The organism is Deinococcus rubellus, from assembly GCF_025244745.1.
In the GTDB taxonomy this organism is placed as follows: domain Bacteria; phylum Deinococcota; class Deinococci; order Deinococcales; family Deinococcaceae; genus Deinococcus; species Deinococcus rubellus.
The window spans coordinates 1,087,899-1,110,555 of sequence record NZ_CP104213.1; the positions used below are offsets into that span (position 1 = coordinate 1,087,899).

At 60.8% G+C, this 22,657-nt stretch carries 20 protein-coding genes and 2 tRNA genes; 7 read left to right on the forward strand and 15 right to left on the reverse strand.

The features are described from left to right. Nucleotides 1–4 precede the first annotated feature (4 nt). A complete protein-coding gene (locus N0D28_RS05750; RefSeq protein ID WP_260561417.1) occupies nucleotides 5–2,344 on the reverse strand; it encodes a transglycosylase domain-containing protein in 2,340 nt (779 codons plus the stop codon). 66 nt (nucleotides 2,345–2,410) lie between these two features. Between N0D28_RS05750 and gcvT the strand changes: the two genes are divergently transcribed. From gcvT to N0D28_RS05770, 4 genes are all read left to right on the forward strand, one after another. Next, a complete protein-coding gene (gene gcvT, locus N0D28_RS05755) occupies nucleotides 2,411–3,499 on the forward strand; it encodes a glycine cleavage system aminomethyltransferase GcvT (RefSeq protein ID WP_260561418.1) in 1,089 nt (362 codons plus the stop codon). Nucleotides 3,500–3,581: 82 nt separating this feature from the next. Continuing rightward, on the forward strand, nucleotides 3,582–3,944 hold the full coding sequence (gene gcvH, locus N0D28_RS05760; protein WP_260561419.1) for a glycine cleavage system protein GcvH: 363 nt from the start codon (nucleotides 3,582–3,584) through the stop codon (nucleotides 3,942–3,944). 200 nt (nucleotides 3,945–4,144) lie between these two features. Then, the gene (gene gcvP / locus N0D28_RS05765; protein WP_260561420.1) at nucleotides 4,145–6,997 is read left to right on the forward strand and encodes an aminomethyl-transferring glycine dehydrogenase; all 2,853 of its coding nucleotides are present in this window, start codon (nucleotides 4,145–4,147) and stop codon (nucleotides 6,995–6,997) included. A gap of 37 nt (nucleotides 6,998–7,034) precedes the next feature. Continuing rightward, nucleotides 7,035–8,034 (forward strand): IS630 family transposase gene (locus N0D28_RS05770; protein WP_260560920.1). Its coding sequence is split into 2 segments (ribosomal slippage): nucleotides 7,035–7,502 and nucleotides 7,504–8,034, totalling 999 coding nucleotides; the frame shifts between segments, so codons are not numbered across the junction. A 37-nt stretch (nucleotides 8,035–8,071) separates the two neighbouring features. Here the strand turns inward: N0D28_RS05770 and N0D28_RS05775 are convergent. After that, a protein-coding gene (locus N0D28_RS05775) for an IS630 family transposase (protein WP_376777657.1) occupies nucleotides 8,072–9,081 on the reverse strand; the annotation gives its coding sequence in 2 pieces (ribosomal slippage) (nucleotides 8,072–8,607 and nucleotides 8,607–9,081; 1,011 coding nt in all). Between the two features lie 141 nt (nucleotides 9,082–9,222). Here N0D28_RS05775 and N0D28_RS05780 point away from each other — a divergent pair. Beyond that, nucleotides 9,223–9,447, forward strand: a complete 225-nt coding sequence (locus tag N0D28_RS05780) for a hypothetical protein (RefSeq protein WP_260561422.1) — start codon at nucleotides 9,223–9,225, stop codon at nucleotides 9,445–9,447. Nucleotides 9,448–9,543: 96 nt separating this feature from the next. Further along, nucleotides 9,544–11,001, forward strand: a complete 1,458-nt coding sequence (locus tag N0D28_RS05785; protein WP_260561423.1) for a hypothetical protein — start codon at nucleotides 9,544–9,546, stop codon at nucleotides 10,999–11,001. A 44-nt stretch (nucleotides 11,002–11,045) separates the two neighbouring features. Here the strand turns inward: N0D28_RS05785 and N0D28_RS05790 are convergent, their stop codons facing one another. The 4 genes from N0D28_RS05790 to N0D28_RS05805 form a co-directional block, all read right to left on the reverse strand. Continuing rightward, nucleotides 11,046–11,285 (reverse strand): toxin-antitoxin system HicB family antitoxin, encoded by a 240-nt coding sequence (locus N0D28_RS05790; RefSeq protein WP_260561424.1) that lies wholly within the window; start codon nucleotides 11,283–11,285, stop codon nucleotides 11,046–11,048. Then, nucleotides 11,282–11,701 carry a putative toxin-antitoxin system toxin component, PIN family gene (locus N0D28_RS05795; protein ID WP_260561425.1) on the reverse strand — a complete coding sequence of 140 codons (420 nt, stop codon included), beginning with the start codon at nucleotides 11,699–11,701 and terminating at the stop codon, nucleotides 11,282–11,284. Before N0D28_RS05795 ends, N0D28_RS05790 begins: the two co-directional genes overlap by 4 nt. Nucleotides 11,702–11,784: 83 nt before the next feature. Then, entirely contained in the window at nucleotides 11,785–12,192 is a 408-nt protein-coding gene (locus N0D28_RS05800) for a nucleotidyltransferase (RefSeq protein WP_260561426.1), read from the reverse strand. Next, a complete protein-coding gene (locus tag N0D28_RS05805) occupies nucleotides 12,173–12,661 on the reverse strand; it encodes a hypothetical protein (protein ID WP_260561427.1) in 489 nt (162 codons plus the stop codon). Before N0D28_RS05805 ends, N0D28_RS05800 begins: the two co-directional genes overlap by 20 nt. A gap of 303 nt (nucleotides 12,662–12,964) precedes the next feature. Between N0D28_RS05805 and N0D28_RS05810 the strand changes: the two genes are divergently transcribed. Beyond that, nucleotides 12,965–14,167, forward strand: a complete 1,203-nt coding sequence (locus N0D28_RS05810) for a branched-chain amino acid ABC transporter substrate-binding protein (RefSeq protein ID WP_260561428.1) — start codon at nucleotides 12,965–12,967, stop codon at nucleotides 14,165–14,167. A 206-nt stretch (nucleotides 14,168–14,373) separates the two neighbouring features. Here the strand turns inward: N0D28_RS05810 and N0D28_RS05815 are convergent. The 9 genes from N0D28_RS05815 to N0D28_RS05855 all read right to left on the reverse strand — a co-directional run bounded on the left by N0D28_RS05815 (nucleotide 14,374) and on the right by N0D28_RS05855 (nucleotide 22,321). Beyond that, nucleotides 14,374–14,448: transfer RNA gene (locus N0D28_RS05815), tRNA-Val, on the reverse strand. Nucleotides 14,449–14,472: 24 nt separating this feature from the next. Beyond that, a tRNA-Ile gene (locus N0D28_RS05820) sits at nucleotides 14,473–14,548 on the reverse strand. Nucleotides 14,549–14,670: 122 nt separating this feature from the next. Further along, nucleotides 14,671–16,620: a threonine--tRNA ligase gene (gene thrS / locus N0D28_RS05825; protein ID WP_260561429.1), complete on the reverse strand. Its 1,950-nt coding sequence runs from the start codon at nucleotides 16,618–16,620 to the stop codon at nucleotides 14,671–14,673. Nucleotides 16,621–17,127: 507 nt separating this feature from the next. Then, nucleotides 17,128–18,492: a cation:proton antiporter gene (locus tag N0D28_RS05830; protein WP_260561430.1), complete on the reverse strand. Its 1,365-nt coding sequence runs from the start codon at nucleotides 18,490–18,492 to the stop codon at nucleotides 17,128–17,130. Nucleotides 18,493–18,739: 247 nt separating this feature from the next. Next, nucleotides 18,740–19,297 (reverse strand): hypothetical protein, encoded by a 558-nt coding sequence (locus N0D28_RS05835; protein WP_260561431.1) that lies wholly within the window; start codon nucleotides 19,295–19,297, stop codon nucleotides 18,740–18,742. Further along, complete coding sequence (locus tag N0D28_RS05840) at nucleotides 19,290–20,114, reverse strand: alpha/beta hydrolase (RefSeq protein ID WP_260561432.1); 825 nt, start codon at nucleotides 20,112–20,114, stop codon at nucleotides 19,290–19,292. Before N0D28_RS05840 ends, N0D28_RS05835 begins: the two co-directional genes overlap by 8 nt. Next, complete coding sequence (aroQ, locus tag N0D28_RS05845; protein ID WP_260561433.1) at nucleotides 20,111–20,545, reverse strand: type II 3-dehydroquinate dehydratase; 435 nt, start codon at nucleotides 20,543–20,545, stop codon at nucleotides 20,111–20,113. Before aroQ ends, N0D28_RS05840 begins: the two co-directional genes overlap by 4 nt. Nucleotides 20,546–20,634: 89 nt before the next feature. Beyond that, the gene (gene aroB, locus N0D28_RS05850) at nucleotides 20,635–21,699 is read right to left on the reverse strand and encodes a 3-dehydroquinate synthase (protein WP_260561843.1); all 1,065 of its coding nucleotides are present in this window, start codon (nucleotides 21,697–21,699) and stop codon (nucleotides 20,635–20,637) included. 4 nt (nucleotides 21,700–21,703) lie between these two features. Beyond that, nucleotides 21,704–22,321 carry a shikimate kinase gene (locus tag N0D28_RS05855; protein WP_260561434.1) on the reverse strand — a complete coding sequence of 206 codons (618 nt, stop codon included), beginning with the start codon at nucleotides 22,319–22,321 and terminating at the stop codon, nucleotides 21,704–21,706. Nucleotides 22,322–22,657 lie beyond the last annotated feature (336 nt).

Consider the following 22,657-nt stretch of genomic DNA (forward strand, 5'->3'; position numbering starts at 1 on the left):
CAGGTCAGTTGCTGGGCGGCGCTTCCGGCGGGGCCACCGGAGCAGGCTGGTCCTGGGTGGCCGAAGCCCCCTGAACTGGGGCACTCTGATTCGGGTCACCCTGGGTGGAATTGTCCTGAGCTGGTGTCGTCTCGGGCGGGCCGGGTTGGGTTTGCGGCACGATCTGCACCTCGCCCTGGTTGCCCTGGAAGTCCACGCCCGGACCGGCTGTGCCGTCCGGGGTCGCGGGCACGAGGTCTTCGGGCTGCGGGTAGGCCTGCTGGGTCTGGGGGCTGGCGGCGGTGTTGGGTTCGGTCTGGGCGGGTTGCTGTGTTGCGGGTTGCTGGGGCTGGACGGTCGGCGCTGGGGCTGGCTGCTGCTGGGCGTCCTGCTTTGCCACCGGCTGCGTCCGGAAGGCCATATTGATGCGCCGCACCACGTCGTACTTGATGCCCGGCGGCTCCTTGAAGGTGGCGGCGGGGGTGCCTTCCAGTGACCCGGCGACTGCCTGCTGCCAGATGGGTGCGGGAATGGTGCCGCTGTAGGCCCAGGCCGGGAGCGAGCCGCCCGCCTGCTTGCCGACCCAGACGGCTCCGGTGAGGGTGGGCGTGGTACCGACGAACCACAGATCCTTGATGTCGTTGGTGGTGCCAGTTTTGCCCGCCACCTGACGGCCCTCGATGCGGGCGTTGTAGCCGAGGCCGCCCTGAAAGCGGTTGAGGTCGTTCACCACGCCCCGGATCATGTCCAGGCCCAGCCAGGCGCTCTGGGCATCCCAGACCCGCACAGGCGTCGGTGCGGGGCGGGAATAGAGGACCGCGCCGCGCGCGTCTTCCACCCGGCGCACCAGGCTCGGCGCGAAGTAGTTGCCTCCATTGGCGAACGGGGCGTAGGCGGCGGCCATTTGCAGCGGGCTGGCTTCCAGCGTGCCGATGCTCAGCGAGAGTCCGGCGTCGGTGGGCGGCGTCATGCCGAGGGCGCGCAGCTTGTCCATGAACTTGTCCATGCCGACCTGCTGCCCCAGCCGCACGGTGGGCAGGTTCAATGAATGGTCGAGGGCATACCGAAGCGTGACCTGCTGCCCGGTCCAGTGCCTGTCGTAGTTCTGGGGCTGGTATTCCCCGGTCAGTGGCGAGTCCAGTACCGTGTCCGACTGCTGCCAGCCCTGCGAGAGCGCCAGCGTGTAGAGGAGCGGCTTGATGCTGCTTCCGACCTGCCGCCGCGCCTGCACCGCGTTGTTCCAGTCGGAGGGGCGGCTGCCGGTCAGTTTCTGACCCACCAGCGCGCGCACCTCGCCGCTACTCGGGTCGAGCAGGGCAATGCCCAATGTCGCGCCGTCGGGCAGCTGGGCGTTGAGGCTGGCACGCTCGGCGGCCTGCTGGTCGGTGAGATCAATGGTGGCGTACACCTTGCCGCCGCCGTAGAGCGCTTTGCGGCCAATCTGCTGGATGAGTTCCTGCTCCAGTGCCTGCATGAAGTGAAAGGCAGGGGGAAGCGGCGCTGCCGGGGTGTTGTCGGCAAGGCTCTGGGGCCGCTCCAGACTGGCCGAGAGCACCTGACCATTCTTTCCCCAGTTGATGCGCCAGCCCGAGGGATAGATCGGTTGCCGCCACGCCGCGTCGGCCTGCGACTGGGTGGCGCGGCCATCTTGCACCATGCGCTCCAGCAAGTCTTTCATCAGCGGGCGGTAGCCGAGAAAGTCCTTGTAGCGGGTGTTGGGCGCAGGGATCAGGGTCGCCAGGTACACACTCTCGGCCAGGTTGAGCTGCACGGCGCTCTTGCGAAAGTACGCCTGCGCCGCCGTTCCGATACCGATGATGTCGGTCTTGCCGCCGTCGCCCCAGTAGATGACGTTGAGGTAGGCGTTGAGAATCTGGTCCTTGGTGAACTGGTTTTCGAGCTGGTAGGCGAGCACGGCTTCCTTGAACTTGCGCTCTGGCGTGCGGGCGCTCTTGAGGTTACTCAGCAGGGTGTTCTTGACAACCTGCTGGGTGATGCTCGATCCGCCTTCCAGGTCGTTCTGGAGAAGCCCTTTCAGGAGGCCGCGCCCGATGCCGATGAGGTCCACGCCGCCGTGATCGTAAAATCTCCGGTCCTCGCTGGTGATAACTGCCCAGCGTGCCCAGGAGCTGATCTGCGTGAGCGGCAGCAGGTCGCGGTTGACGCTCTGGCCGCTACTCAGGGTGGGTGTCAGGGTGGCGACCAGCTTGTTCTGGCGGTCATAGACGCGGGTGGTGCCGCTGAATTCCAGCATGTCGAGGTCGTTCACGCTGGGCAGGTCGCGGCCCCAGGCGTACCACATCCCGGCTCCCGCCAGGCCGGTGAGCACCAGCAGCAGCGTTAGGATTCTGAGGAAAACGCGCATATGAGAAGTAGCATAGCGCCCACCCCTGAACGTGGACTAAGCCGTTGGCGGCGCTAGCATGGCGCTATGGACAATGCCCAACAAGCGGCTCAACCGGTTCTCAAGCGCACACCCCTGCACGCCGCCCACCTGCGGGCCGGGGCCAGGATGGTGGAGTTCGGCGGCTGGGACATGCCGGTCCAGTACGCCGGACTCAAGGCCGAGCATCAGGCAGTGCGCGAGCAAGCTGGGATGTTCGACGTGTCGCACATGGGCGAATTCCGGGTGACGGGGCCGGACGCCGAGAAGTTCCTCCAGCATGTGACGACCAACGATGTGAGCAAACTCAAAGCTGGCCGCGCCCACTACAACTGGTTGCCGGGCGAATCGGGCGGCCTGGTGGACGACATCTACATCTACCGCGTGGGTGCCGAGGAGTTTTTTATGGTGGTCAACGCCTCCAACATCGCTAAAGATTGGGCGCACCTTCAGGCTCAACTCGGCCAGCACCACGCCCAGCTCACCGACGAATCGGACGCCTGGGGGCTGATTGCGGTGCAGGGACCGCTCAGCGAGGAGAAGTTGCAGCCGCACACCGCTACAGATTTGAGCGCGGCCAAGAAGAACAGTTATTTTGCCGCCCGACTGTTCGGCTTCGACGTGTGGCTGGCCCGCACCGGCTATACCGGCGAGGACGGCTTTGAAATCTTTGTGGCGGCGGATGAGGCCGAGAAGATGTGGGACAAGCTGCTGGGCATCGGGCTGGTTCCGGCGGGCCTGGGCGCACGTGATACTTTGCGGCTGGAAGCGGGCTTTCCGCTCTACGGGCATGAATTTTCCGACACCATTCACCCGCTCAGCAGCCCGTATGCCTGGGTCGTCAAGGAGAAGGAACATCTGGGCCGGGCGCATATCAGCGCTGCGCCGGTGCAAAAGCTGATCGGGTTGAGCCTGGACAAAGTGCCGGTGCGCGAGGGCTATCCGGTCTTCGCAGGTGCTCAGCAGGTCGGCACGGTGACGAGTGGCAGCAGCAGCCCCACGCTGGGCCACCCGATTGCGATGGCGCTGGTGAATGCCGGGAGCGCTGACGCAGACGACTTTGAAGTGGAAGTGCGCGGCAAGCGGTACCCGGCGCGGCGAATGGGCTTGCCGTTCTATAAAAGGGGCGGCCTGTAACGTCTGACGATCAGGCCCAGGCTGCCCTCTACAAGTCGCCTTTCCCTACACATCTGCACTTCAAATCAGGGAGAATACACCCATGAACACTCCAACAGACCTCAAGTACGCCGCCAGCCACGAGTGGCTTTCCCCCGACGGCACGGTGGGCATTTCCGACTTCGCGCAGGACCAGCTCGGCGACGTGGTGTACGTGGAATTGCCGGAAGTGGGCCGTGAGGTCAAGGCCGGAGAAACCATCGCGGTGGTGGAGAGCGTGAAGACCGCCTCGGACATTTACGCGCCTGCCAGCGGCACGATTACCGCCGTCAACGACGCGCTGGGCAATGCGCCGGAACTGGTCAACAGCGGCCCCTATGAGGACGGCTGGTTGTTCAAGCTGGACGTGACGGAGGAAGGCGGCGAGCTGATGGACGCGGCAGCGTATGAGGCGGCGAATAACTGAAGCCAACCGCTCTGGGCCGGGCAGCTTCCCGCTCTTGCCCACTGCTGAAATCCTGTTCTTGACGACTCTCCCGCACAGGCGGGCGGTTCGTCATGCCCAATCACGGCCCCGGCTTCAATCCTGAGTGGCGTTTTGGGCTATTCATCTTCTAGCTCACCGCCTTTGCCCCGCCGCCCACAACTTCAAAAGGAGTCCTGCCCATGCGTCCCCTCTCTGAACTCTTGCAAACCGACGACTTTACCCGCCGCCACATTGCCCCCAGCCCCGCCGAGCAAACCGAGATGCTGCGTGAGCTTGGCGCTGACACTCTGGAAGCCTTCATTGCTTCGGTCGTGCCCGCTGCCATCGTGCGCGAGAACGAGATGCAGGTCGGCGGCCCCGTCACTGAGGCGCAGGCGATTGCGGATTTGAAGAAAGTGGCGAGCAAGAATAGGGTGTTCAGGAGCTACATCGGGATGGGGTACAGCGGCACGCACACGCCGCCGGTGGTGCTGCGCAACATCCTGGAGAATCCGGGCTGGTACACCGCTTACACGCCGTATCAGGCCGAGATTTCGCAGGGGCGGCTGGAAATGCTGCTCAACTTTCAGCAGATGGTGATGGACATGACCGGCATGGAAGTCGCCAACGCCAGTTTGCTCGACGAGGCCACCGCAGCCGCCGAAGCCATGACGCTCGCCAAGCGCACCGCCAAAGCGAAAGGCAACGTGTTTTTTGTGGCCGACGACGTGCATCCGCAGACGCTGGACGTGATTCGCACGCGGGCCGAGTATTTCGGGTATGACGTGGTGGTGGGTGCGGCGGACGCCGAGATGCCGGAAGGCACATTCGCTGCGCTGGTTCAAACGCCCGGCACTTACGGCGACTTGCACGACCTGACCCCGATTGCCGAGAAGTTGCACGCCTCGCAGGCGGCCCTGATCGTCGCCACCGATCTGCTGGCCTGCGCTCTGGTGACCCCGCCGGGCGAGCAGGGCGCAGATATTGTCATTGGCAACTCGCAGCGCTTCGGCGTGCCGATGGGATTCGGTGGGCCGCACGCGGCGTTTCTGGCCTGCCGCAGCAGCTATCAGCGCTCCATGCCGGGGCGCGTGATTGGCGTCAGCAAGGACAGCAAGGGCAAAACTGCATTGCGAATGGCGATGCAGACCCGCGAGCAGCACATCCGGCGCGAGAAGGCGACCAGCAACATCTGCACGGCGCAGGCGCTGCTGGCGAACATGGCCGCCGCCTACGCGGTGTGGCACGGGCCGGAAGGCGTGAAGACAATTGCCGAGCGCGTTCACTTGATGACGGGCATTCTGGCGAAGGCCTTGACCAATGCCGGATTGAAGCCGAGCGAGAGCTTCTTCGACACGCTGAGCTTTGAGGGCGATCAGGCCGCCATTCAGGCGCGGGCAGAGGCCAAAGAAATCAACTTCCGCTACAGCGGCGGCAAGATCGGTGTCAATTTGGATGAAACCGTCACGGTTCAAGACCTCGCGGACATCATTGAAGTCATCACGGGCGGGGCGGCAGATATGGCCGCGCTGGAAGCAGGCGCAACCGAGGGCATTCCGTCCAGCCTTCAGCGCTCCACGCCGTTCCTGACGCACCCCACCTTCAGCGCCCACCACTCCGAGCACGGCATGCTGCGTTACCTGAAGCTGTTGGAGAACAAGGATTACAGCCTGACGCACGGCATGATTCCGCTGGGAAGCTGCACCATGAAGCTGAACGCCACCACCGAGATGCTGCCGGTGACCTGGCCGGAACTGGGGGCCATTCACCCGTTCGCGCCCACCGACCAGACCGAGGGGTACGCCGAGCTGCTGGCCGAGTTGGAGAGCTGGCTGGCCGACATTACCGGGTACGACGCCGTGAGTTTGCAGCCCAATAGCGGGGCGCAGGGCGAGTACGCGGGCCTGCTGACCATTCGCAAGTACCACCAGAGCCGGGGCGACTCGCACCGCACCATCTGCCTGATTCCCGCCAGTGCCCACGGCACCAACCCCGCCAGCGCCGCCATGATGGGCATGACGGTGGTGGTGGTTAAGACCGACGCGGACGGCAACATCGACTTTGCCGATTTGACCGAGAAGGCCGAGCAGCACAGCGACAACCTGGGCGCACTGATGATCACCTACCCCAGCACGCACGGGGTGTTCGAGGAAAATGTGCGCGAGGTCTGCGAGCTGATTCACGCGCACGGCGGGCAGGTTTACCTCGACGGAGCCAACATGAACGCGCAGGTCGGGCTGACCAGCCCCGGCTTTATCGGCTCAGACGTGTCGCACCTGAACCTGCATAAGACCTTTGCCATTCCGCACGGCGGCGGCGGGCCTGGTATGGGGCCGATCGGGGTCAAGGCGCACCTGACGCCGTTCTTGCCGAACCACAGCATTCGCCCCACGTCGGACAGCCACACCGGAGCCGTCAGCGCCGCGCCGTATGGCAGCGCCAGCATTCTGCCGATTTCGTACCTGTACATCCGGCTGCTGGGGGCGGCGGGCCTCAAGCGCTCCAGCGAGGTCGCTATTTTGAACGCCAACTACATTGCCCACAAGCTGCGCGGGGCGTATCCGGTGCTGTACGCCGGAGCAGGCGGGCGGGTGGCGCACGAGTGCATCATCGACATCCGGCCCCTCAAGCAGGAGAGCGGCATCACCGAGGAAGACATCGCCAAGCGGCTGATGGACTACGGCTTTCACGCGCCCACCATGAGTTTTCCGGTGGCGGGCACGCTGATGATCGAACCCACCGAGAGCGAGCCGAAAGCCGAGCTTGACCGCTTTGTGGAGGCCATGCTGGGCATTCGCCGTGAGATTCAGGAAGTGGAAGACGGCCTGATTGCCGCCGAGGACAGCCCGCTGAGGCACGCGCCGCACACGCAGGACGATCTGGTGGCCGCCGAGTGGAACCGGGCCTACAGCCGCGAGGTGGCGGCCTTTCCCGCGCCCGCGCAGAAGCACTGGAAATACTGGCCGAGCGTGAACCGCGTGGACAACGTGTACGGAGACAGGAATTTCGTGTGTAGCTGCCCGCCGATGGAAGAGTGGGTGGGGGCTTATTGATACGGGCATAAATTCAGGTTGCTAAACTGGGCAGGATATGGCAGCCTGGCAACCTTCGAAATACACGCGTGCTCAGCTTGAGGAGCGGCGTCTCGCAGCGCTCCCCATAATCCAGGCAGGTGACACACCCAACCAGCAGATTGCCGATACCTTCGGTGTCTCGATCAATACCATTTACAGCTGGAAAGAACGGCTTCGCTACCAGGGCGGACTAGAAGCGACCCCTACTACCGGTCGTCCGTCCCGGCTAACCAGTGAACAACGCCAACAGCTCTGCACCCTCCTGCAGGAGGGTGCGCGTGCTCACCACTTCCCGGATGAGACCTGGACGACGCCCCGTGTCCGTGACCTCATTGGTCGTCAGCTCGGGGTGTGGTACCACGTTGACCACGTTCGCAAGCTGCTCCATCAACTGGGCTTCTCTCTCCAACGACCTCAGAAAGGCGCTTTGGAACAGAACGAGCAGGCCGTGAGAACCTGGGTGCAGATCACGCGCCCAGAGGTCGAAAAAAAAGGTCGAGGACGGCGCAACGTTGATTTATCTGGATGAAGTTGGCTTCAGCCTGAAGGGAGTCGTACGGCGAACCTGGGCCGTGCGTGGGAAGACACCCGTCGTGCGTCTCCCCGCTAGTTGGCACAAATTATCGACCATTGGTGCGATCACGTCCAAAGGTCAGTTTCTGCAGCACACTCAATCGGGATCCATCAAAACACCTGACGTGCTGAGGTTCCTCGACCATCTGTTGCATCACATTTCCGGTGACCTGGTTCTGGTGCTCGACAATGCTGCGATTCATCGGGCGAAGGCTGTTTCAGCCTTCGTGGAAACCCACCCGCGCCTGTCACTGGTCTATCTTCCGCCCTACTCGCCAGAACTCAATCCAATTGAGAAAGTCTGGGCCTACATCAAGCGCAATATCCTGGGAAACTTCTGCGCCAAGACCACCAAAGAACTCAAAACCCGGCTTCGATCAGGGTGGCAACGAATTCGCTACATCCGACTCCCGCAGCGCCTGATGGCTCAAACCCCGATTTAAGCCGTTATCAATAGGTCTTATTGATCCCGGCTGAAGTTCAAGATGGGAGATAGCTGTGCAGGAGGCGAGCAGGGAGTCGGACATACCGAACGCGCTGCCACCCAACCCGGAGGCGTGCCTTCAGTTCCTGCAAGGTGCGGGCACAGAAGTTCCCCAGGATGTTCCGCTTCATGTACGCCCACACCAGCTCGATGGGATTGAGTTCCGGAGCATACGGTGGGAGGTACTGCAGGGACAACCGAGATTCACCTGTGACGAAGGCCGTGACGGCCTTCGACTTATGGATGCCAGCGTTGTCCAGCACCACCACGATCTCTCCTGGGACGTGGGTCAAGATGTGCTGGAGGAAGCAAATAACATCGGGGCCTTTGAAGGCCCCGTGCTGAGTTTGTTGGAAAAACTGGCCAGCAGTGGTCACCGCACCGATGGTTGAGACCTTATCCCAGCTCGCTTTCCCGAGGACCACGGGGGTCTGGCCGCGCAGCGCCCAGGTCTGCTTCACCGTGCCTTTGAGACTGAAGCCCACTTCATCCAGGAACACCAGGGTCGCACCGGCAGCTACTTTTTTTTGATCTCGGGAAGGGTGGTCTGAATCCAGGTCGCCACAGCTTCCGGGTTCTGTTCCAGGGCGCGTTTGTCTGGCTTCTGGCGGGAAAAGCCCAACTGGTGCAGGATTCTGCGGACGTGATCGCGGTGATGCCAGATATCGAAGTGACGACCAATGACGTCTCTGACCCGCAAGGTGCTCCAACTGGCGTCAGGAAAGCCGTGGACCTGCGCGCCTTCGCACAGGAGACGCTTGAGTGTCTCCCGCTGTTCCCCGCAGAGCGCTGGCGCTCTTCCCGTGGTCACCGTGGCCTGCAGCGCGTCTGAACCCTGGTGCCGCAGGCGATGTTTCCACGTGCTGATGGGACTCGCCTTGACGCCCAAGAACTCAGCGAGTTCCTGGGTACTGTGCGCTTGAGTCTCGAGGAGTTCGAGGAAGTGCAGCCGACGTTCTTCGAGTTGAGTTCGGGTCAGGTGCGAGGGTAGCCAACGGTCGGTCATCTCTCCAACCTACTATCTCCAACTTCAGCTGAGATCAATAAGGTGGTCTAGGTCAGTCTGTCAGTATATTGATATCCTACACGCTATAACATATGTACAGAATTGTAGTTTACGCACATAACGTAAACAGGAGGTATGCTTATGAGTAAAAACGTGTCAGATTTAGGCTATGTGTCGCTATGGTCGGCTAAGGTGGTCACTCCTACCTCTGCAACGATTGCTCGCATATCGCCTGACGCGCTTGTGACAATGTCCGCTGATGTATCCTCACGTATGGCAACAGATAAAGCTAAGCATCAAAGTGAAATGCGTCCTTTTGAGCAACCAAAAGAAACACATCAGTGGATGGATCGTGTAAAATTGTAGCGTGCCTACCAAGCGGCTGTTCTTTTATGCTTACACAGATGCGCTCACCCAATACAATCAATTTTTAGTACTCAGGCTGAGTATCTTACTTCGTATTTGAATGGTCTAAATGTTAATTTTGTAATTGAAGAGGCGGAGTATTTCGATAGAGACTATCTATCTGAGTACTCCGCTTTTTACAGTGTGTCAGCCAAACAGAGGAAAAATACTTGCAAGAGACTGCATTTCTTCTCGCTATCTCTAGGTCGATCTATAATTGAACTGCTCCTTCAAGGAAATGAAACAGCGATTGCCAAACTACAAAAATATTACCTTGGATTCACAACATTGAAACCACTTGAGTTTACGCCTATAGGAAAGATGGTACTCAAATGGTATCCGGAGAGCGGAAATCCAGAAGTAAGAGTGACCACTCCATCACGAGACTATACTATCCATTTAGTCAATGCGAAGCTAAAGGTCCACGGAATAGCTTGGCAGCAACAGGATATGGGTGTCAGTAGGTGCGCAACTGTCGCAATATGGACTATGATGCAGTCATCTGCATTCTTAGAATATTATGCAGTACCTACTACAACAGAAGTAACAATAGCAGCGCATAGAACAGCTTCATTAGGGGATAGGGTATTTCCATCGGACGGCCTGACAAAGTTTCAGATAAAAGAAGCGATAAAAGAATTAAATCTGACCCCTCATTCCATAGAAGGAACGGTTAAACACACTATCGGATCGGGTTTCTCTAGGCAAGTATTTGGGGCCCATGTCGCTCCACTTATTCGCTCTGGATATCCACTTCTTTTTATAGGTCAACTGGGAGATAGTCTTCACGCTACATGTGCAGTCGGATTTAAGGAAGCTGGGCCTGCACCAATTGCTGCTGGAGATATGTTTATAGAGGACAGCAATATAGAATTTGTATACATACATGATGATAATATAGGGCCGAGCGCCAAATTTAATATCATTGAAGTTCCATCTTCCGATCCAAACTCCCAATGCGTAGCGCTTCGTAGGGCATCTTCCTATGCTCCACCAAACGCCTCTCACGTGAATTATCCCGACTTTGTCCCTTACGCAATAATCGCTGCCGTTCACAAAGAAATGCGATTCTCTCTAACGGATATAATAAGTTTTATGATCAGGTGCGTCCAAGGATTGAGTGCATCAGACACTATAGCTAACATAAATGCAGTGTTTGGGTTTTCAGTATCAATGAAGATAATGAAGTGTTTCGATTATATTGGTGGCGAATTAGAGCGCCTACTATCGGGTGGTCCCACCAAGTTGTCAAAAATAAGAAACGAGCTTTTTAATCTTCCTGATCTCATGGGTCTCCATGTTGCGGTTGTGAGGATAGGTGACGGGAAAAACGTACTGATGGACATTTTAATCGACTGTACAGATAGTCCCATCAATACTCATGTAATAGCCCATACAGTCTACGAGCCATCTTTTGTACATGTCATTGACGTTTACAATTCAGCATTCGTAGCACCCAAGCCAATCGCTCATGGGATTTGTCCTTCCCTAGGGATAAAGATAGAAGCTTTCTAGCCCCAGCCTCCGCTTTTGCTCAGTGGTGGGCGTGGGGCGGGGGGCTAGGGAAGGCGGTCTTCGGGGGCGGGTTCTACTTTGGGGGCTTTGGCGAGAACGGCAAGAAAGGCTTCACGGTTGCCCTTCGCGGCCCGCTCTAGCAAATAGTCCTCAGTCTTGAGTGCCGTGACTTTCTCGGCCACTGCCAGCGTTACCAGTTGATTGATGCTCACGCCTTCTTGCTGGGCCAAGAGCTTGAGCTGAAGGTGGAGCGAATCGGGAAGCCGGACACTGAGAGCCGTCATGGTGAACCTCCAAGCAAAGCAAGAAATTGGGCGGGCGTCATCACCTGAACGCCGAAGCGCTCGCTGCCACGAAAATCGCGGAGATTGAAGGTGATGATGTACTTACAGGCGGCATTTGCGGCGAGTTCAAGCACCATGTCATCTTTTGGGTCACGCACCTGGGGCCGCCATAGAAAATGAATGCGCTGAGGAGTTGCGGCGGCGCAGAGGTAATTGAGCAGGGTGTCTACATCTTCTACGGTATAGCCAATCTGCAATGCCTCGCGCTTGAGGACACTCTCGTATTCCAGTACCAAAGGAACTGAGAGCATCATTTCAAATAGTCCGGTTCCCACCTGCTGAAGGAGCCTGTTGGACGCCCCCAACTCCGATCTGAGCGCCGAGTAGATGACGTTGGTATCTAGGACGACGCGCATGCGAATATGGTATCACAGGTGTATCCACTTTCTGACCTGCTCCTGCCTTCGCTTTGGCTTGGTGGTGGGCGCGGGGCGGGGGGCTAGAGGCGGTCTTCGGTGGGCAGTTCGCTCAAGTCACCCAAATCTTTTGGCCTGCCACTGGCGGCTTTGTTGGCCCTCAAATGACGCAAGCTAATGACCGGAATGCTCAGCTCACCGAGCGTTATCATTTCGCGGGCGGCGTAAGCTTCCGCAAACTCTACGCCGCTAATTTGATTCAGGACTTCTAAACGCAGCGGCGGCACGCCCATTCTCAGAATCTTTCCTGGCTGCATCAGTTCTGGAGTCACACTGTCAAAGCCGAACTCGTGAAGCGCCGCCACCAACCGCGTTACGTTGTCGGGTGTCAAGGCCACGAATACATCCATATCGCCTGTGGCACGAACGAAACCGTACAAGTTGACGGCGTACCCGCCGATCAGCAGGTATTCAACCTGATGCTGATTCAATAACTGCAAGAACTCGCTGAAGTCGGGCGGTAGCTGGATCGTAGCCATAGTGAATTTGCCTCAACAGTTCCAGGGCTTCCAATCGCTCAACAGGTGGTCGGGCCAACCAATATTCAAGATCGCTGCTTTGCGTTTCGAAGGTGGCAACTTCTAAGGCGGTGCGGTTCATGCGGGTGTTTCGCAGCGACATGGTGCATTCTACCCTGCCATAGCTTCCGCTTTTGCTCAGTGGTAGGCGCGGGGCGGGGGTTAGAACAGTCTTCAGTGTGCGCGCCATTGCCGCGTCAAACTTTTTGCGGCTGGCGCGGGCAGCTCTGACTTTCAAATCATCCTCGGTCATCAGTGCGGTGACTTTCTCGGCAACGGCCAGAGAAACAAGCTGATTGATGATGTCGCTGCCCTGTATCTCAAACGTGGCGGTATCCAGAGCGTCACGGTTCGTTCGGCGTCCCTCGGAACCATGACTCATATTTATTGCGTGAACGATCTGCCGGACTCTTCTTCGCACCCAGATGGCCTGAGCTTGGGCCTGTATTCGGGTGTGCATCCGCGTTGGTGCCCAGGTTTGACCAGGCGGCGGTCATCAAACAGGCGACAGTGGCCGTGCCCATCTGGGGTTCCCATTTGAACGGCTTGGCTCTCGCGTAAGCGCAGTGTGACACCGCGACCCCGACACTGTGGCTCAGAGTAGAGGGCGACTTCGTGGCGTCGCTCCGAACTGTGCCGCTCCGCTGGCTTCGCCCTGTCCGCACTCGGTTTTACGGAGAACCCCATGTCCAGGCCCCGCCTTGCCCTGTCCCGCGCTGCACTGCCGCTGGCTGTCCTCACCCTGAGTCTGTTGGGCACCTTTGCCAGCGCCGCGCCGCTCAAGATCGCCTCAGTCAGTCCTCTCAGCGGCGGCCTGATTGGCAGCGGCACCGAACTCAAGCGCGGTGTGGAACTCTCGGTGGAAAGCCATCTCCAGGAGTTCAAGGCCCTCGGCTACGAGCTGAGCCTCGTCTCGTTCGATGACCAGGGTTCGCCTGTCGCCGCCAAACCGTTGGCCCAGACCATCGCCAGCGATTCCAGCATCCTCGGTGTGGTCGGTGCTTACAACTCCAGCGTCTCCAATGTCCTGGGCGAGGCTTTCGCGCCCAGCAAACTGGCCATCGTCACCATCAGCACCAACGACAAATTGACCAAAAACGGCTGGCTGAACTTCAACCGGGTGGTGGCTCCTGACGGCGCGCAGAGCGTCGCGGCAGCCAGCGCCCTGATCGAGCGGCAACCAGGGTCCATCTACGTCATCTCCGACAACACCACCTATGGCAACGGCCTGACCAAGAGTCTGGTGCAGCGGCTCAGCGGCAGCAGCGTCAAGGTGGCTTGGTACGGCGGCGTCAGCAGCGACAGCGAGATTGCCAGGGTCGTCCAGCGGGCCAAGGTCAGTGGCGTGGGCACTGTCTACTTTGGCGGCACCGATGATGTGGGTGGGCGGCTGGTGAACGCCTTCAGCGCGGCCAAGCTCAAAATTGGCGTGATGGGCAGTGACGGCATCGATTCGCCCAACTTCATCCGGCAGGTCTCAGGTCGGGCCGCCAACATCTCCTATACCACGGTCTTCGGACCGCTGTCACTGTTTTCCAACAGCGGAGACTTCAGCGCCCGCTACCAGGAGCGCTACAAGACCCCAGCGAGCGGCGTGGCCGCTTATGCCTACGATGCTACCGAAGCACTGCTTGGGGGGCTGAGGGCGGCAGTCATCAGCGCCAAGGGCGTCCCGAGCCGTGTACAGGTGAGCAGCGCCGTGCGGAACGTCAGTCTCCCGGCCTGCTTTGATGTGGAAAAGAGCGCTTGTAAAACCATCAGTGGGGCGATCTCGTTTAGCGGCACCGGTGAGCGGCAGAAATCGACGGTGCTGGTGATGAAGTACGACGACATGTTGCAAACGAAGATGACCAAGATTGCCGCAGTGAACGCCAGCGACCTGAAGTAAACCAGAGCGCCTCACTGCCTTTGAGCGCTGGCCCCGAACCATCCACCACGACCTGACCCACCGCCTGAGCCGGGGCGGCGGGTCACTTGTGTGCGGCGGAGCGTCGCCCATATGCCAGGCGGTCAACGGTGACAAAGGCAGGTGTAGAGGGAAGCAGAGGCGTTGCAGACTGAAATGCGAAAACCCGCGCTAGGCGGGTCTTTTGTTGGTGGGCGGTATAGGACTTGAACCTACGACCTCTCGCGTGTGAAGCGAATGCTCTACCACTGAGCTAACCGCCCATATTCCTTTGCCCTTGCGGTTCTTGGTGGGCCTTGCCGGATTTGAACCGGCAACCAATCGGTTATGAGCCGACTGCTCTGACCGTTGAGCTAAAGGCCCAGATCGAAGCGAGAGGAATGATAGCAGTGCCTTGGGAGCTTGTCAAACCTTGCGTTGGGGGTGTGTTAGGGGAGAACCCGCCGCCGACCTTTAAGAGGTGGGCGGCGGGTTCTCCCCTTGGCTTACGCTCGCGTCTGGTAACGCTCCAGCAGCTCAGCCTTGAGGTCGCCGAAGCCCACGCCCTTGCGCTCCTTGTGGCCCTCGGGGGTGCGCTCACGCACGCTGACGGCCCGCTCTTCCTGCTCCTTGTCGCCCACGATCAGCATCACCGGAATCTTGCTGAGTTCGGCCTGCCGCACTTTGGCGTTCATCCGGTTGCTGGAGTCGTCCACCTCGGCCCGCAAGCCCGCCGCGTGCAACTCGGCGCGGAGTTCTTCGGCGTAGGTGTTGTGCCGATCCGCAATCGGAATGATGGCGATCTGGCGCGGGGCCAGCCACAGCGGAAAGTCGCCGCCGTAATGCTCGATCAAGATGCCCACGAAGCGTTCCAGCGAGCCGAAGGGAGCGCGGTGAATCATCACCGGGCGGTGTTCCTGACCGTCCTCACCGGTGTAATTGATGTCGAATCTCTCCGGCAGGTTGTAGTCCACCTGAATGGTGCCGAGCTGCCACTCGCGCCCGATCACGTCACGGACCACGAAGTCGAGCTTGGGGCCGTAGAAGGCGGCGTCTCCCGGCTCGATGCTGTAGGGCAGACCCACCTCGCCCACCGCCTGAATGATCTGGTCCTCGGCGGCATTCCAGTTCTCGTCGCTGCCCACGTACTTGTCGCCCTCGGGGTCGCGGGTGCCCACCCGGAAGCGCACGTCGTTCATGCCGAAGGTCCGCAGCACCAGCACCGTCAGGTCCAGCACGTCCAGAAACTCTTTCTTGAGCTGGTCGGGGCGGCAAAAGATATGGGCGTCGTCCTGGGTAAAGCCGCGCACCCGCGTCAGGCCGTTGAGTTCGCCGGACTGCTCGTAGCGGTACACCGTGCCGAACTCGGCCAGTCGCACCGGAAGGTCGCGGTAGCTGCGCGGTTTGGCGGCGTAGATGCGGACGTGGTGCGGGCAGTTCATCGGCTTGAGCATGTACTGCTCGTCGTCCACCGTGATCGGCGAAAAGTTGGAGTCGCTGTAGTTCTGGTAGTGACCGGACGTTTTGTACAGTTCCAGATTGCCGATGTTCGGGGTAATGACGCCTTGATACCCACGCTGAAACTGCTGTTCGCGCAGAAAGCGGGTCAGCTCCTCGCGCAGCACCGTGCCGTTGGGCAGCCACAGCGGGAGGCCCTTGCCCACCAGTGGATCGATGGTGAACAGCTCCAACTCGCGGCCCAGTTTGCGATGGTCACGCTTCTTGGCTTCCTCCAGGCGCTCCAGATACTCGTCCAGCTCTTTTTGCGTTGCGAAGGCCACGCCGTAGACGCGCTGCAAGATCGGGTTCTTCTCGCTGCCGCGCCAGTAAGCGCCCGAAGTGCTGGTCAGCTTGAAGGCGGCGGGCAGTTTGCCGGTGTTGGGGAAGTGCGGCCCTCGGCACAAATCAACGTAGTCGCCCTGAGTGTAGAAGGTGATTGGCTCGCCCTCGGGCAATTCCGAGATCAGTTCCACTTTATAGGGGTCGTAGCTGAACTGCTCCAGTGCCGCCGCCTTGCCCACATCGGCCCGCGTGATCTCCAGATTGCGTCCGATGATCTCGCGCATGATGGCTTCAATTTCCGGCAGGTCTTCTTCCTTGAGAGGTTCAGGCAAATCAAAGTCCTGATAGAAGCCGTTCTCGATGCTCGGCCCCACCCCGCGCTTGACGGCCTCTTTAGGATGGCCCTTGCGCTCGTAGTATTCGCCCACTGCCTGACTCATGGCGTGGGCCAGTGAGTGCCGGAACACACTCTGGGCCTGCCCAGGATTTTTCTTGGTAATCAGGCTGATCTCCGCACCTTCGGGCAGCGGCGTGACCAGGTCGGTCAACACGCCGTTGGCGGTGGCGGCCAGGGCGTCCTGTGCCAGGCGCGGGCCAATGGCTTTGGCGGCGTCGAGAGCGGTGGCGTGTTCGGGAAGGTCTAATTGCTTACCGTCGGGCAAAAAAACGTGCATGGGCACTCCTCATGGACAGGGTTGAATCTGGATTTGGGCACGAGACAGGGCAACGCCTGAGAGCCGGGCACACTCTCAGGCGCGGATAGTTCGTGTGATTCGGTGGTACTGATTTGACAGGCCCGCGCCGCGCATCGGTTTGGCGTGATGGGGGAGAGGCCGCATGGGTTCAGTCTAGCAGAGGAGATCACGCGGGGCGGTCACTGCGTCCAGCATTCAGTCATCAGTGGACCACCCAGGCTTGTACGGTGAGGTTATGGGTTGTGCGTTCGGCAAAGGCCACCCGCAGGCCCAGTGCGGCCACCCAGACACTGACGGAGCGCCAGCCCGACTTCACCACCACCGTCGCAGGTGGTCAAGCCGTCGATGGCGTTGGGGGCCAGCTGGATCAGCAAAAGCAGGGACAGCAAAAAGAGCACCCCGCGCCCACAGCAGTTTCTGAAATGCGGGCCTTGCAGCGTGGAGGGTTACAGATAAATCTCCAATGACCTGTACTGTGACCCCAGCTTATGTCAGATGTGGCCCGGCCCCCGGCTCATCGGCAATCCGGGCCGCCGTGTTGAGCTTGCGGGCCAGCCCCGGCAGCGTCAGGCCCTGCACCAGCATGCTGAAGACCACCACCGCGTAGCTCATGACCAGAAAGGTGCCGCGCAGCGGGTTGTCCGGCAGGTTAAAGGCCAGCGCCAGGGTGACGCCGCCGCGCAGGCCCGCCCAGATCATCACCCGCCGGGTGTAGGGGGGGAAGTGCTCGCGCCGCTTGAGCAGCGTGACCGGAATCCATACGCCCAGCGCCCGCGCCAGCAGGTTCAGCCCGATCACCACCGGGGCCAGCAGCAGCAGCATCGTATTGAGCTTGAGGCTCAGCACCTCGAAGGCCATCACGGTAAAAAGAGCTGCGTTGAGCAGGTAATCAATGAACTGCCAAAAGCCGGAAAGCCGCGTCTGGCTATCTTCCAGCTGGCGGCGCTCATCGCCGGACAAATTGCCCAGCCAGCCGCTCTGTTTGGCTCGCCGCCGCCACAGTTGCAGCAGTGCCGAGAGCATCAGCCCGCTGGCCGCCACCGTCACCGGGGCGCTGATGCCCAGCCACTGCGCCAGCGCGTTGCCGCCCACCACCATCGCCAGCGAGATGGTCAGGCGGGTGTTCTCGTCGCGCGGCACGTTCCGGATCAGCAAAATAGCCACAAACCCCAGCAGCGCTCCCGCCAGCAGCCCGCCGAGCATCTCGCGCAAGAAGAGAATGGTGGTGCTGAGCGCCGTGACGTTCTGGGCCACTTCCCCGGCGGCGGGCAGGGCGGCGGCCACCAGCACCGTGAAGGCCACCACGCCCACCCCGTCGTTGAACAGGCTCTCCCCGGCGATCAGGGTTTCAGTGGTTTTGGGCACGTGGGCCGCCTGCAAGATCGGCAGCACCGCCACCGGGTCGGTGGGCGCAATGATGGCCCCGAACAGCAGCGCCAGCGGCCAGGTGATCGGCAGCCCGGCCCAGTGCAGCAGCCCGTAAAAGCCCGCTCCGAGCAGCAGCATGGTGATCAGGGTCGTGATCAGCGTCATGGAGATAACGGCCAGCCGCTTGCGAAACAGCAGCTTGACGTCAATTTGTACGGCGCTGGAAAACAGCAGGAAACTCAGCAGCCAGTCGAAGACCAGCGTGCCGAACGGAATGGACTGGACCAGCTCACGGATACGGCCCCCAGCGGGCCAGCCGAGCGAGTCAGAAAGCGCCACCGCGCCCGCGATCACCAGGCCGCCGATCAGCATGGCGATGGTGGGTGAGAGCTTCCAGAAGCGGCTGTTGAGATACGAGAGCGCCGAGATCAGCACCATGAAGACGCCAAACAGTTCGCTGGAGGACAGGGCATCAGGTGACATGCCCGCAGTGTAGGGCGGTGAGGAACAGTCGCATCAGAAGCTGCGTTTCGGGTACGGGATACGATTCCTGGTCTTACCGAAATTGATCCCGAAGAAGCGGCAGCCTTTCTGCACTTCCTCGTGCAGAGCAGTGCTCACGGCCCACCGCGTTCCCGACGTTGTGTGGCTTTGTGCTCATTTGTTCTATCCAACGTCAGCAGGAGGCCAGCAACCTGTCACGGGTGCTGTGGGGAATTTAGGCAGGATATCAACCAGAAGCTTGTGCTGCGGGCTGCTGCCTGATCAGTTCCGAGTTATTCTCGAACTCTGCCATCTGAGAGGCGTCAATGCGTGCATCGAACGAAGCAGGATTGCGTGGACGCCGCCAGCGAATTTTGCGCTCCTCCATATATTTCCGGTAGGCAGGAGCCACAATGCCCTGCACGGCACGTTTGGTCAGAATAAAGAACCGATCTTTGAGGTTGTTAATCTGCGGATCAACAGCTTTTGGGGCAATGGCGACAAAAACGTAGATCAGGTTGGGATGATCAATCTCTTGATCGCCGCCGTCCTTCTGCTCACCGTCGAAAACAGTCAGCTTGATCCATGCGTCTGCTCGGGAAGGCCACTGCGTCCCACACGCCGCCTTAACCTGGATGGCAACAGAGCGGCACTGTTCGTCTGCCACCAGCAGATCAAAGGCTGGGACATTTCCGGCGAAGGGAGCTGCCACCAGATCCAATTGCCGCCCCATTTCGGCACAGACCAGAAACTCCCCGATCTGTCCAGTCAGCTTGTTGCTCAGGCCGCTTGCCAATTTACCCACCGCTTAGCAAGAACCTGAGTGCCCCCGGCAGCCGCACCTTCCAGGCCGTCTCGCGGTGAATGCCTTCAGGGTCGGCCTGAAAGCGTAGGCGTTCGCCCATGCCCTTTTCCAGCAGCAGGTCGCGCATGGCGTGGGCGTCGTCCCAGTAAGCCTGCTCCTGCTCCGGGTGATCGGTGCCTTCCTTGCCGCCGATGTCCAACCAGATCTTGCCCGCAACCCCCGGACTGTTCCGCACCCGTTCAAACGCTTCGCCCGCGCAGGCCCAGAATGCCGGACTCATCACGCCCGCGCTGCCGAATACCTTCGGACGCGTCAACAGGGCGTGAAGGCTGATCAGACCGCCCATGCTGGAGCCGAGCAAGGTGGTGTGGGCCGCGTCCGGCAGGGTCCGCAGATGTTCGTCGGCCAGCGGCTTGACGGTATCGATCAGGAAGGCGAGGTAATCGTCGCCGCCCCCGCCGCCCGCGACTTCTGGCGGAAATCCGGGATGACGCACCGGACTGTACTCGTGGTAGCGCTGCTCGTTGGCGTTGGGAATGGCGATGGCGATGGCTTCCAGGCCTTCCGCCGCCAGTTCGGTCAATGTCTCGTCGGCCCCCCACTCGCTGATGTTGTAGCTGGTGGCGGCGTCAAAGACGTTCTGGCCGTCATGAAGGTAAACCACCGGGTAACGCCTGTCCGGCTGCGCTGCATACGATGGCGGCAGCCAGGCCAGGATGGTGCGCGGCGCGTGGTTGGCGTCACCCACGCCCTCCCACTGAAGCAAAGTGCCTGTCACGGTGCTGTCTGGCAAAGCGGCATACGGTTCCCAGCTCACTGTCCCACCTCCTCAATCAAATACTCCATCGCAAAGCGGTAGCCTGCGAAACCCAGGCCGCTGATCTTGCCCTTGCAGACTGCCGCCGTCACGGACTTGTGGCGAAACTCTTCGCGGGCGTCCACGTTGCTGATATGCACTTCCACCACCGGCACATTCTGCCCGGCAATGGCGTCGCGCAGGGCATAACTGTAGTGGGTCAGTGCGCCGGGGTTAATGACGATGCCGGAAAAGCCGTGCTCCTCGGCGTCGTGAATCCACTCCAGAAGCTGACCCTCGAAGTTGCTCTGGCGGCAGGTGACGGTGGTGCTCAGTTCGCTGCCCCATAGCTCGCACTGCCGTTCCAGTTCTTCCAGGGTGAGGGTGCCGTAGACGCCCGGCTCGCGCTTGCCCAGGCGGTTGAGGTTGGGGCCGTTGAGGATCAGGAGCATGGTGGAAACCTCGCTGTGGCGTGCTCACTCTTGAGTGGGGAGGCTGGGACGGGTACAGCTCCGAAGGAGAGAGGATGAGGAGTAATGTCCTAAGTCGGGTGAATGGGCGAAGTGATTGGCCCCACTTCTTTTCTCCACATCTCAAACGCTCTGCGCAGCACTTCTTCTGGCACTCTTGCCAGGTAAGGCCGTGCCAGATCATGCAGCAGCACAAAGCGCACACCTTCGGCGTCGGCCTTCTTGTCGCGGGCCATGTAGGGCTGGACGTCTTCAAAAGTCAGCGGCGGCAAAGCTTTGGGCTGCTGATATTTCAAAAAGGCCCGCGTGTGGTCGGTCAAATCCTGCCCGCCCAACTCGCGTGATAGCAGGGCGGCGTAGTGCATTCCGTAGCCCACCGCCTCGCCGTGCGGCACCGCCTGATGGGTCACGGCTTCCAGCGCGTGCGCCAGCGTATGCCCGAAGTTGAGGTAAGCCCTTTCATTCTGCTCGGTCAGATCGCGGGTGACGACCCCAGCCTTGACGGCAATCGCGTCGGCGACGGTTTGCGGCAAGCTGGGGTGGCCCGGCACGAAGTCGGGCGAGAGCACCCGCGCCAGCAAGCTGGGATTGGCGATCAGGCCGTGCTTATACGCTTCGGCAGCGCCCTCGCGGAAGGTGGCGGGCGGCAGCGTGGCGAGTGTGTCCACGTCCACCCAGACATGTCGGGGCGGCCAGAATGCGCCGACCAGATTCTTGCCTTCCGGTAAATTCACGCCGGTCTTGCCGCCCACTGCCGCGTCCACCATCCCCAGCAGCGTGGTCGGCACCGGGTAGTAAGCCACGCCGCGCAGGTAACTCGCCGCCGCGAAGCCCGCCAGATCGGTGACGGCCCCGCCGCCCAGGCCCACCACCGCGCTGTCACGGGTCAGATTGACCTGGGCCAGTTTGGACAGCACGCCTTCGAGCACGCTCAGCGTTTTGCACCCGTCGCGGGCGGGCACCTCCACCGTCACGGCAGGGGAGAGGGCGGCCTGAACCTGCGCCACAAAGGACGGGGGCAAGTCAGCCGGATAAACGAGTGCCACCTGCTTATGCGGCACGCTGAGGCGGGTGAGCAGACCGCTCCCGACCTCCACGATATAGGATGGCGCGCCGCCGACCTCTATTTTCAGCACCTGTTCAGTCGCAGGCACGCTCCACCTCCATCAATTCCAGGGCCACGCGTTCGTCCTCGGCGTCCTGGCGGGCGACTTGCTGGGCCTCCTGCCACTCCCACAGGTGCTCCACGATCTCGGCCACGATCTCCTCGGAGGGCCGCCCATCACTGTGGACGTGAATGGTGCCCTGCTGGTACGCGCCCTCACGCTCGTGCATCAGTTCCGTGATGCGGGTCAGCGGATCAGGCACATGCAGCAGGGGGCGGTCACTGTTCTTGGTGCGGGCGTAGACAGTTTCGGGCGAGGCGGTCAGGACCACCACCGGGCCTCGGCGCAGCAACTCGCGGCGGTTGCTCTCATGAATGAAGGTGCCGCCGCCCAGGCTGACCACAGCGTGTTCCAGACGGGTCACGCGGCGCACCACCTCCGATTCGCAGGCGCGGAAAAAGCCCTCGCCGCGCTCGGCGAACACCTCGGGAATGGTCTTGCCGACCACTTTCGAGATCAGCTTGTCGGTGTCCACGAAATGCAGCGAGAGTTCTCGTGAGAGTTCCCAGCCGATGCGGCTCTTGCCCGTGCCCATAAAGCCTGCGAGCGCCAGCCAGCTCACAGGGCGATCAATCAGGCTGAGCGGATTCATGCTTTGCAGTCTAGACGATTGCGCCCCGCCCAGACCAAGAGCCTCCTCACCGTCTGGGCGCGGGGTTAGGCCCGCTGGCCGGGGCAGGGGCGGCAGGCCGCTGACTTCCGAAGCCGCGTCGGGCCCAGCCTGGGCTGCTTCCTGAAGGTGGGCGAGCAGTCCTGCCTCCAGCGCCTCATCGGACCACAGGCTCACCGCCCGGCCTCCTGCCAGCACGTCTGCGAAGGCATCGGCAGCAAAACTGGCCGCGTGGACATCAGTCCCGCGAGCAAATTGTTTGCGGAACGCAGGACGCGGGACTGATGCTGGGAGCGGTGCGGCGCAGCTCTGTTCATA

Bases quoted from the DNA above. Each gene is read 5' to 3' on its own strand.
- N0D28_RS05795 (WP_260561425.1), bottom strand. From the start codon at position 11,701: ATGCGCGTCGTCCTAGATACCAACGTCATCTACTCGGCGCTCAGATCG.
- N0D28_RS05810 (WP_260561428.1), top strand. From the start codon at position 12,965: ATGTCCAGGCCCCGCCTTGCCCTGTCCCGCGCTGCACTGCCGCTGGCT.
- N0D28_RS05855 (WP_260561434.1), bottom strand. From the start codon at position 22,321: ATGAATCCGCTCAGCCTGATTGATCGCCCTGTGAGCTGGCTGGCGCTC.
- aroQ (WP_260561433.1), bottom strand. From the start codon at position 20,545: ATGCTCCTGATCCTCAACGGCCCCAACCTCAACCGCCTGGGCAAGCGC.
- N0D28_RS05790 (WP_260561424.1), bottom strand. From the start codon at position 11,285: ATGACGGCTCTCAGTGTCCGGCTTCCCGATTCGCTCCACCTTCAGCTC.
- N0D28_RS05805 (WP_260561427.1), bottom strand. From the start codon at position 12,661: ATGAGTCATGGTTCCGAGGGACGCCGAACGAACCGTGACGCTCTGGAT.
- N0D28_RS05750 (WP_260561417.1), bottom strand. From the start codon at position 2,344: ATGCGCGTTTTCCTCAGAATCCTAACGCTGCTGCTGGTGCTCACCGGC.
- N0D28_RS05830 (WP_260561430.1), bottom strand. From the start codon at position 18,492: ATGTCACCTGATGCCCTGTCCTCCAGCGAACTGTTTGGCGTCTTCATG.
- gcvT (WP_260561418.1), top strand. From the start codon at position 2,411: ATGGACAATGCCCAACAAGCGGCTCAACCGGTTCTCAAGCGCACACCC.
- N0D28_RS05780 (WP_260561422.1), top strand. From the start codon at position 9,223: ATGAGTAAAAACGTGTCAGATTTAGGCTATGTGTCGCTATGGTCGGCT.
- thrS (WP_260561429.1), bottom strand. From the start codon at position 16,620: ATGCACGTTTTTTTGCCCGACGGTAAGCAATTAGACCTTCCCGAACAC.
- gcvH (WP_260561419.1), top strand. From the start codon at position 3,582: ATGAACACTCCAACAGACCTCAAGTACGCCGCCAGCCACGAGTGGCTT.
- gcvP (WP_260561420.1), top strand. From the start codon at position 4,145: ATGCGTCCCCTCTCTGAACTCTTGCAAACCGACGACTTTACCCGCCGC.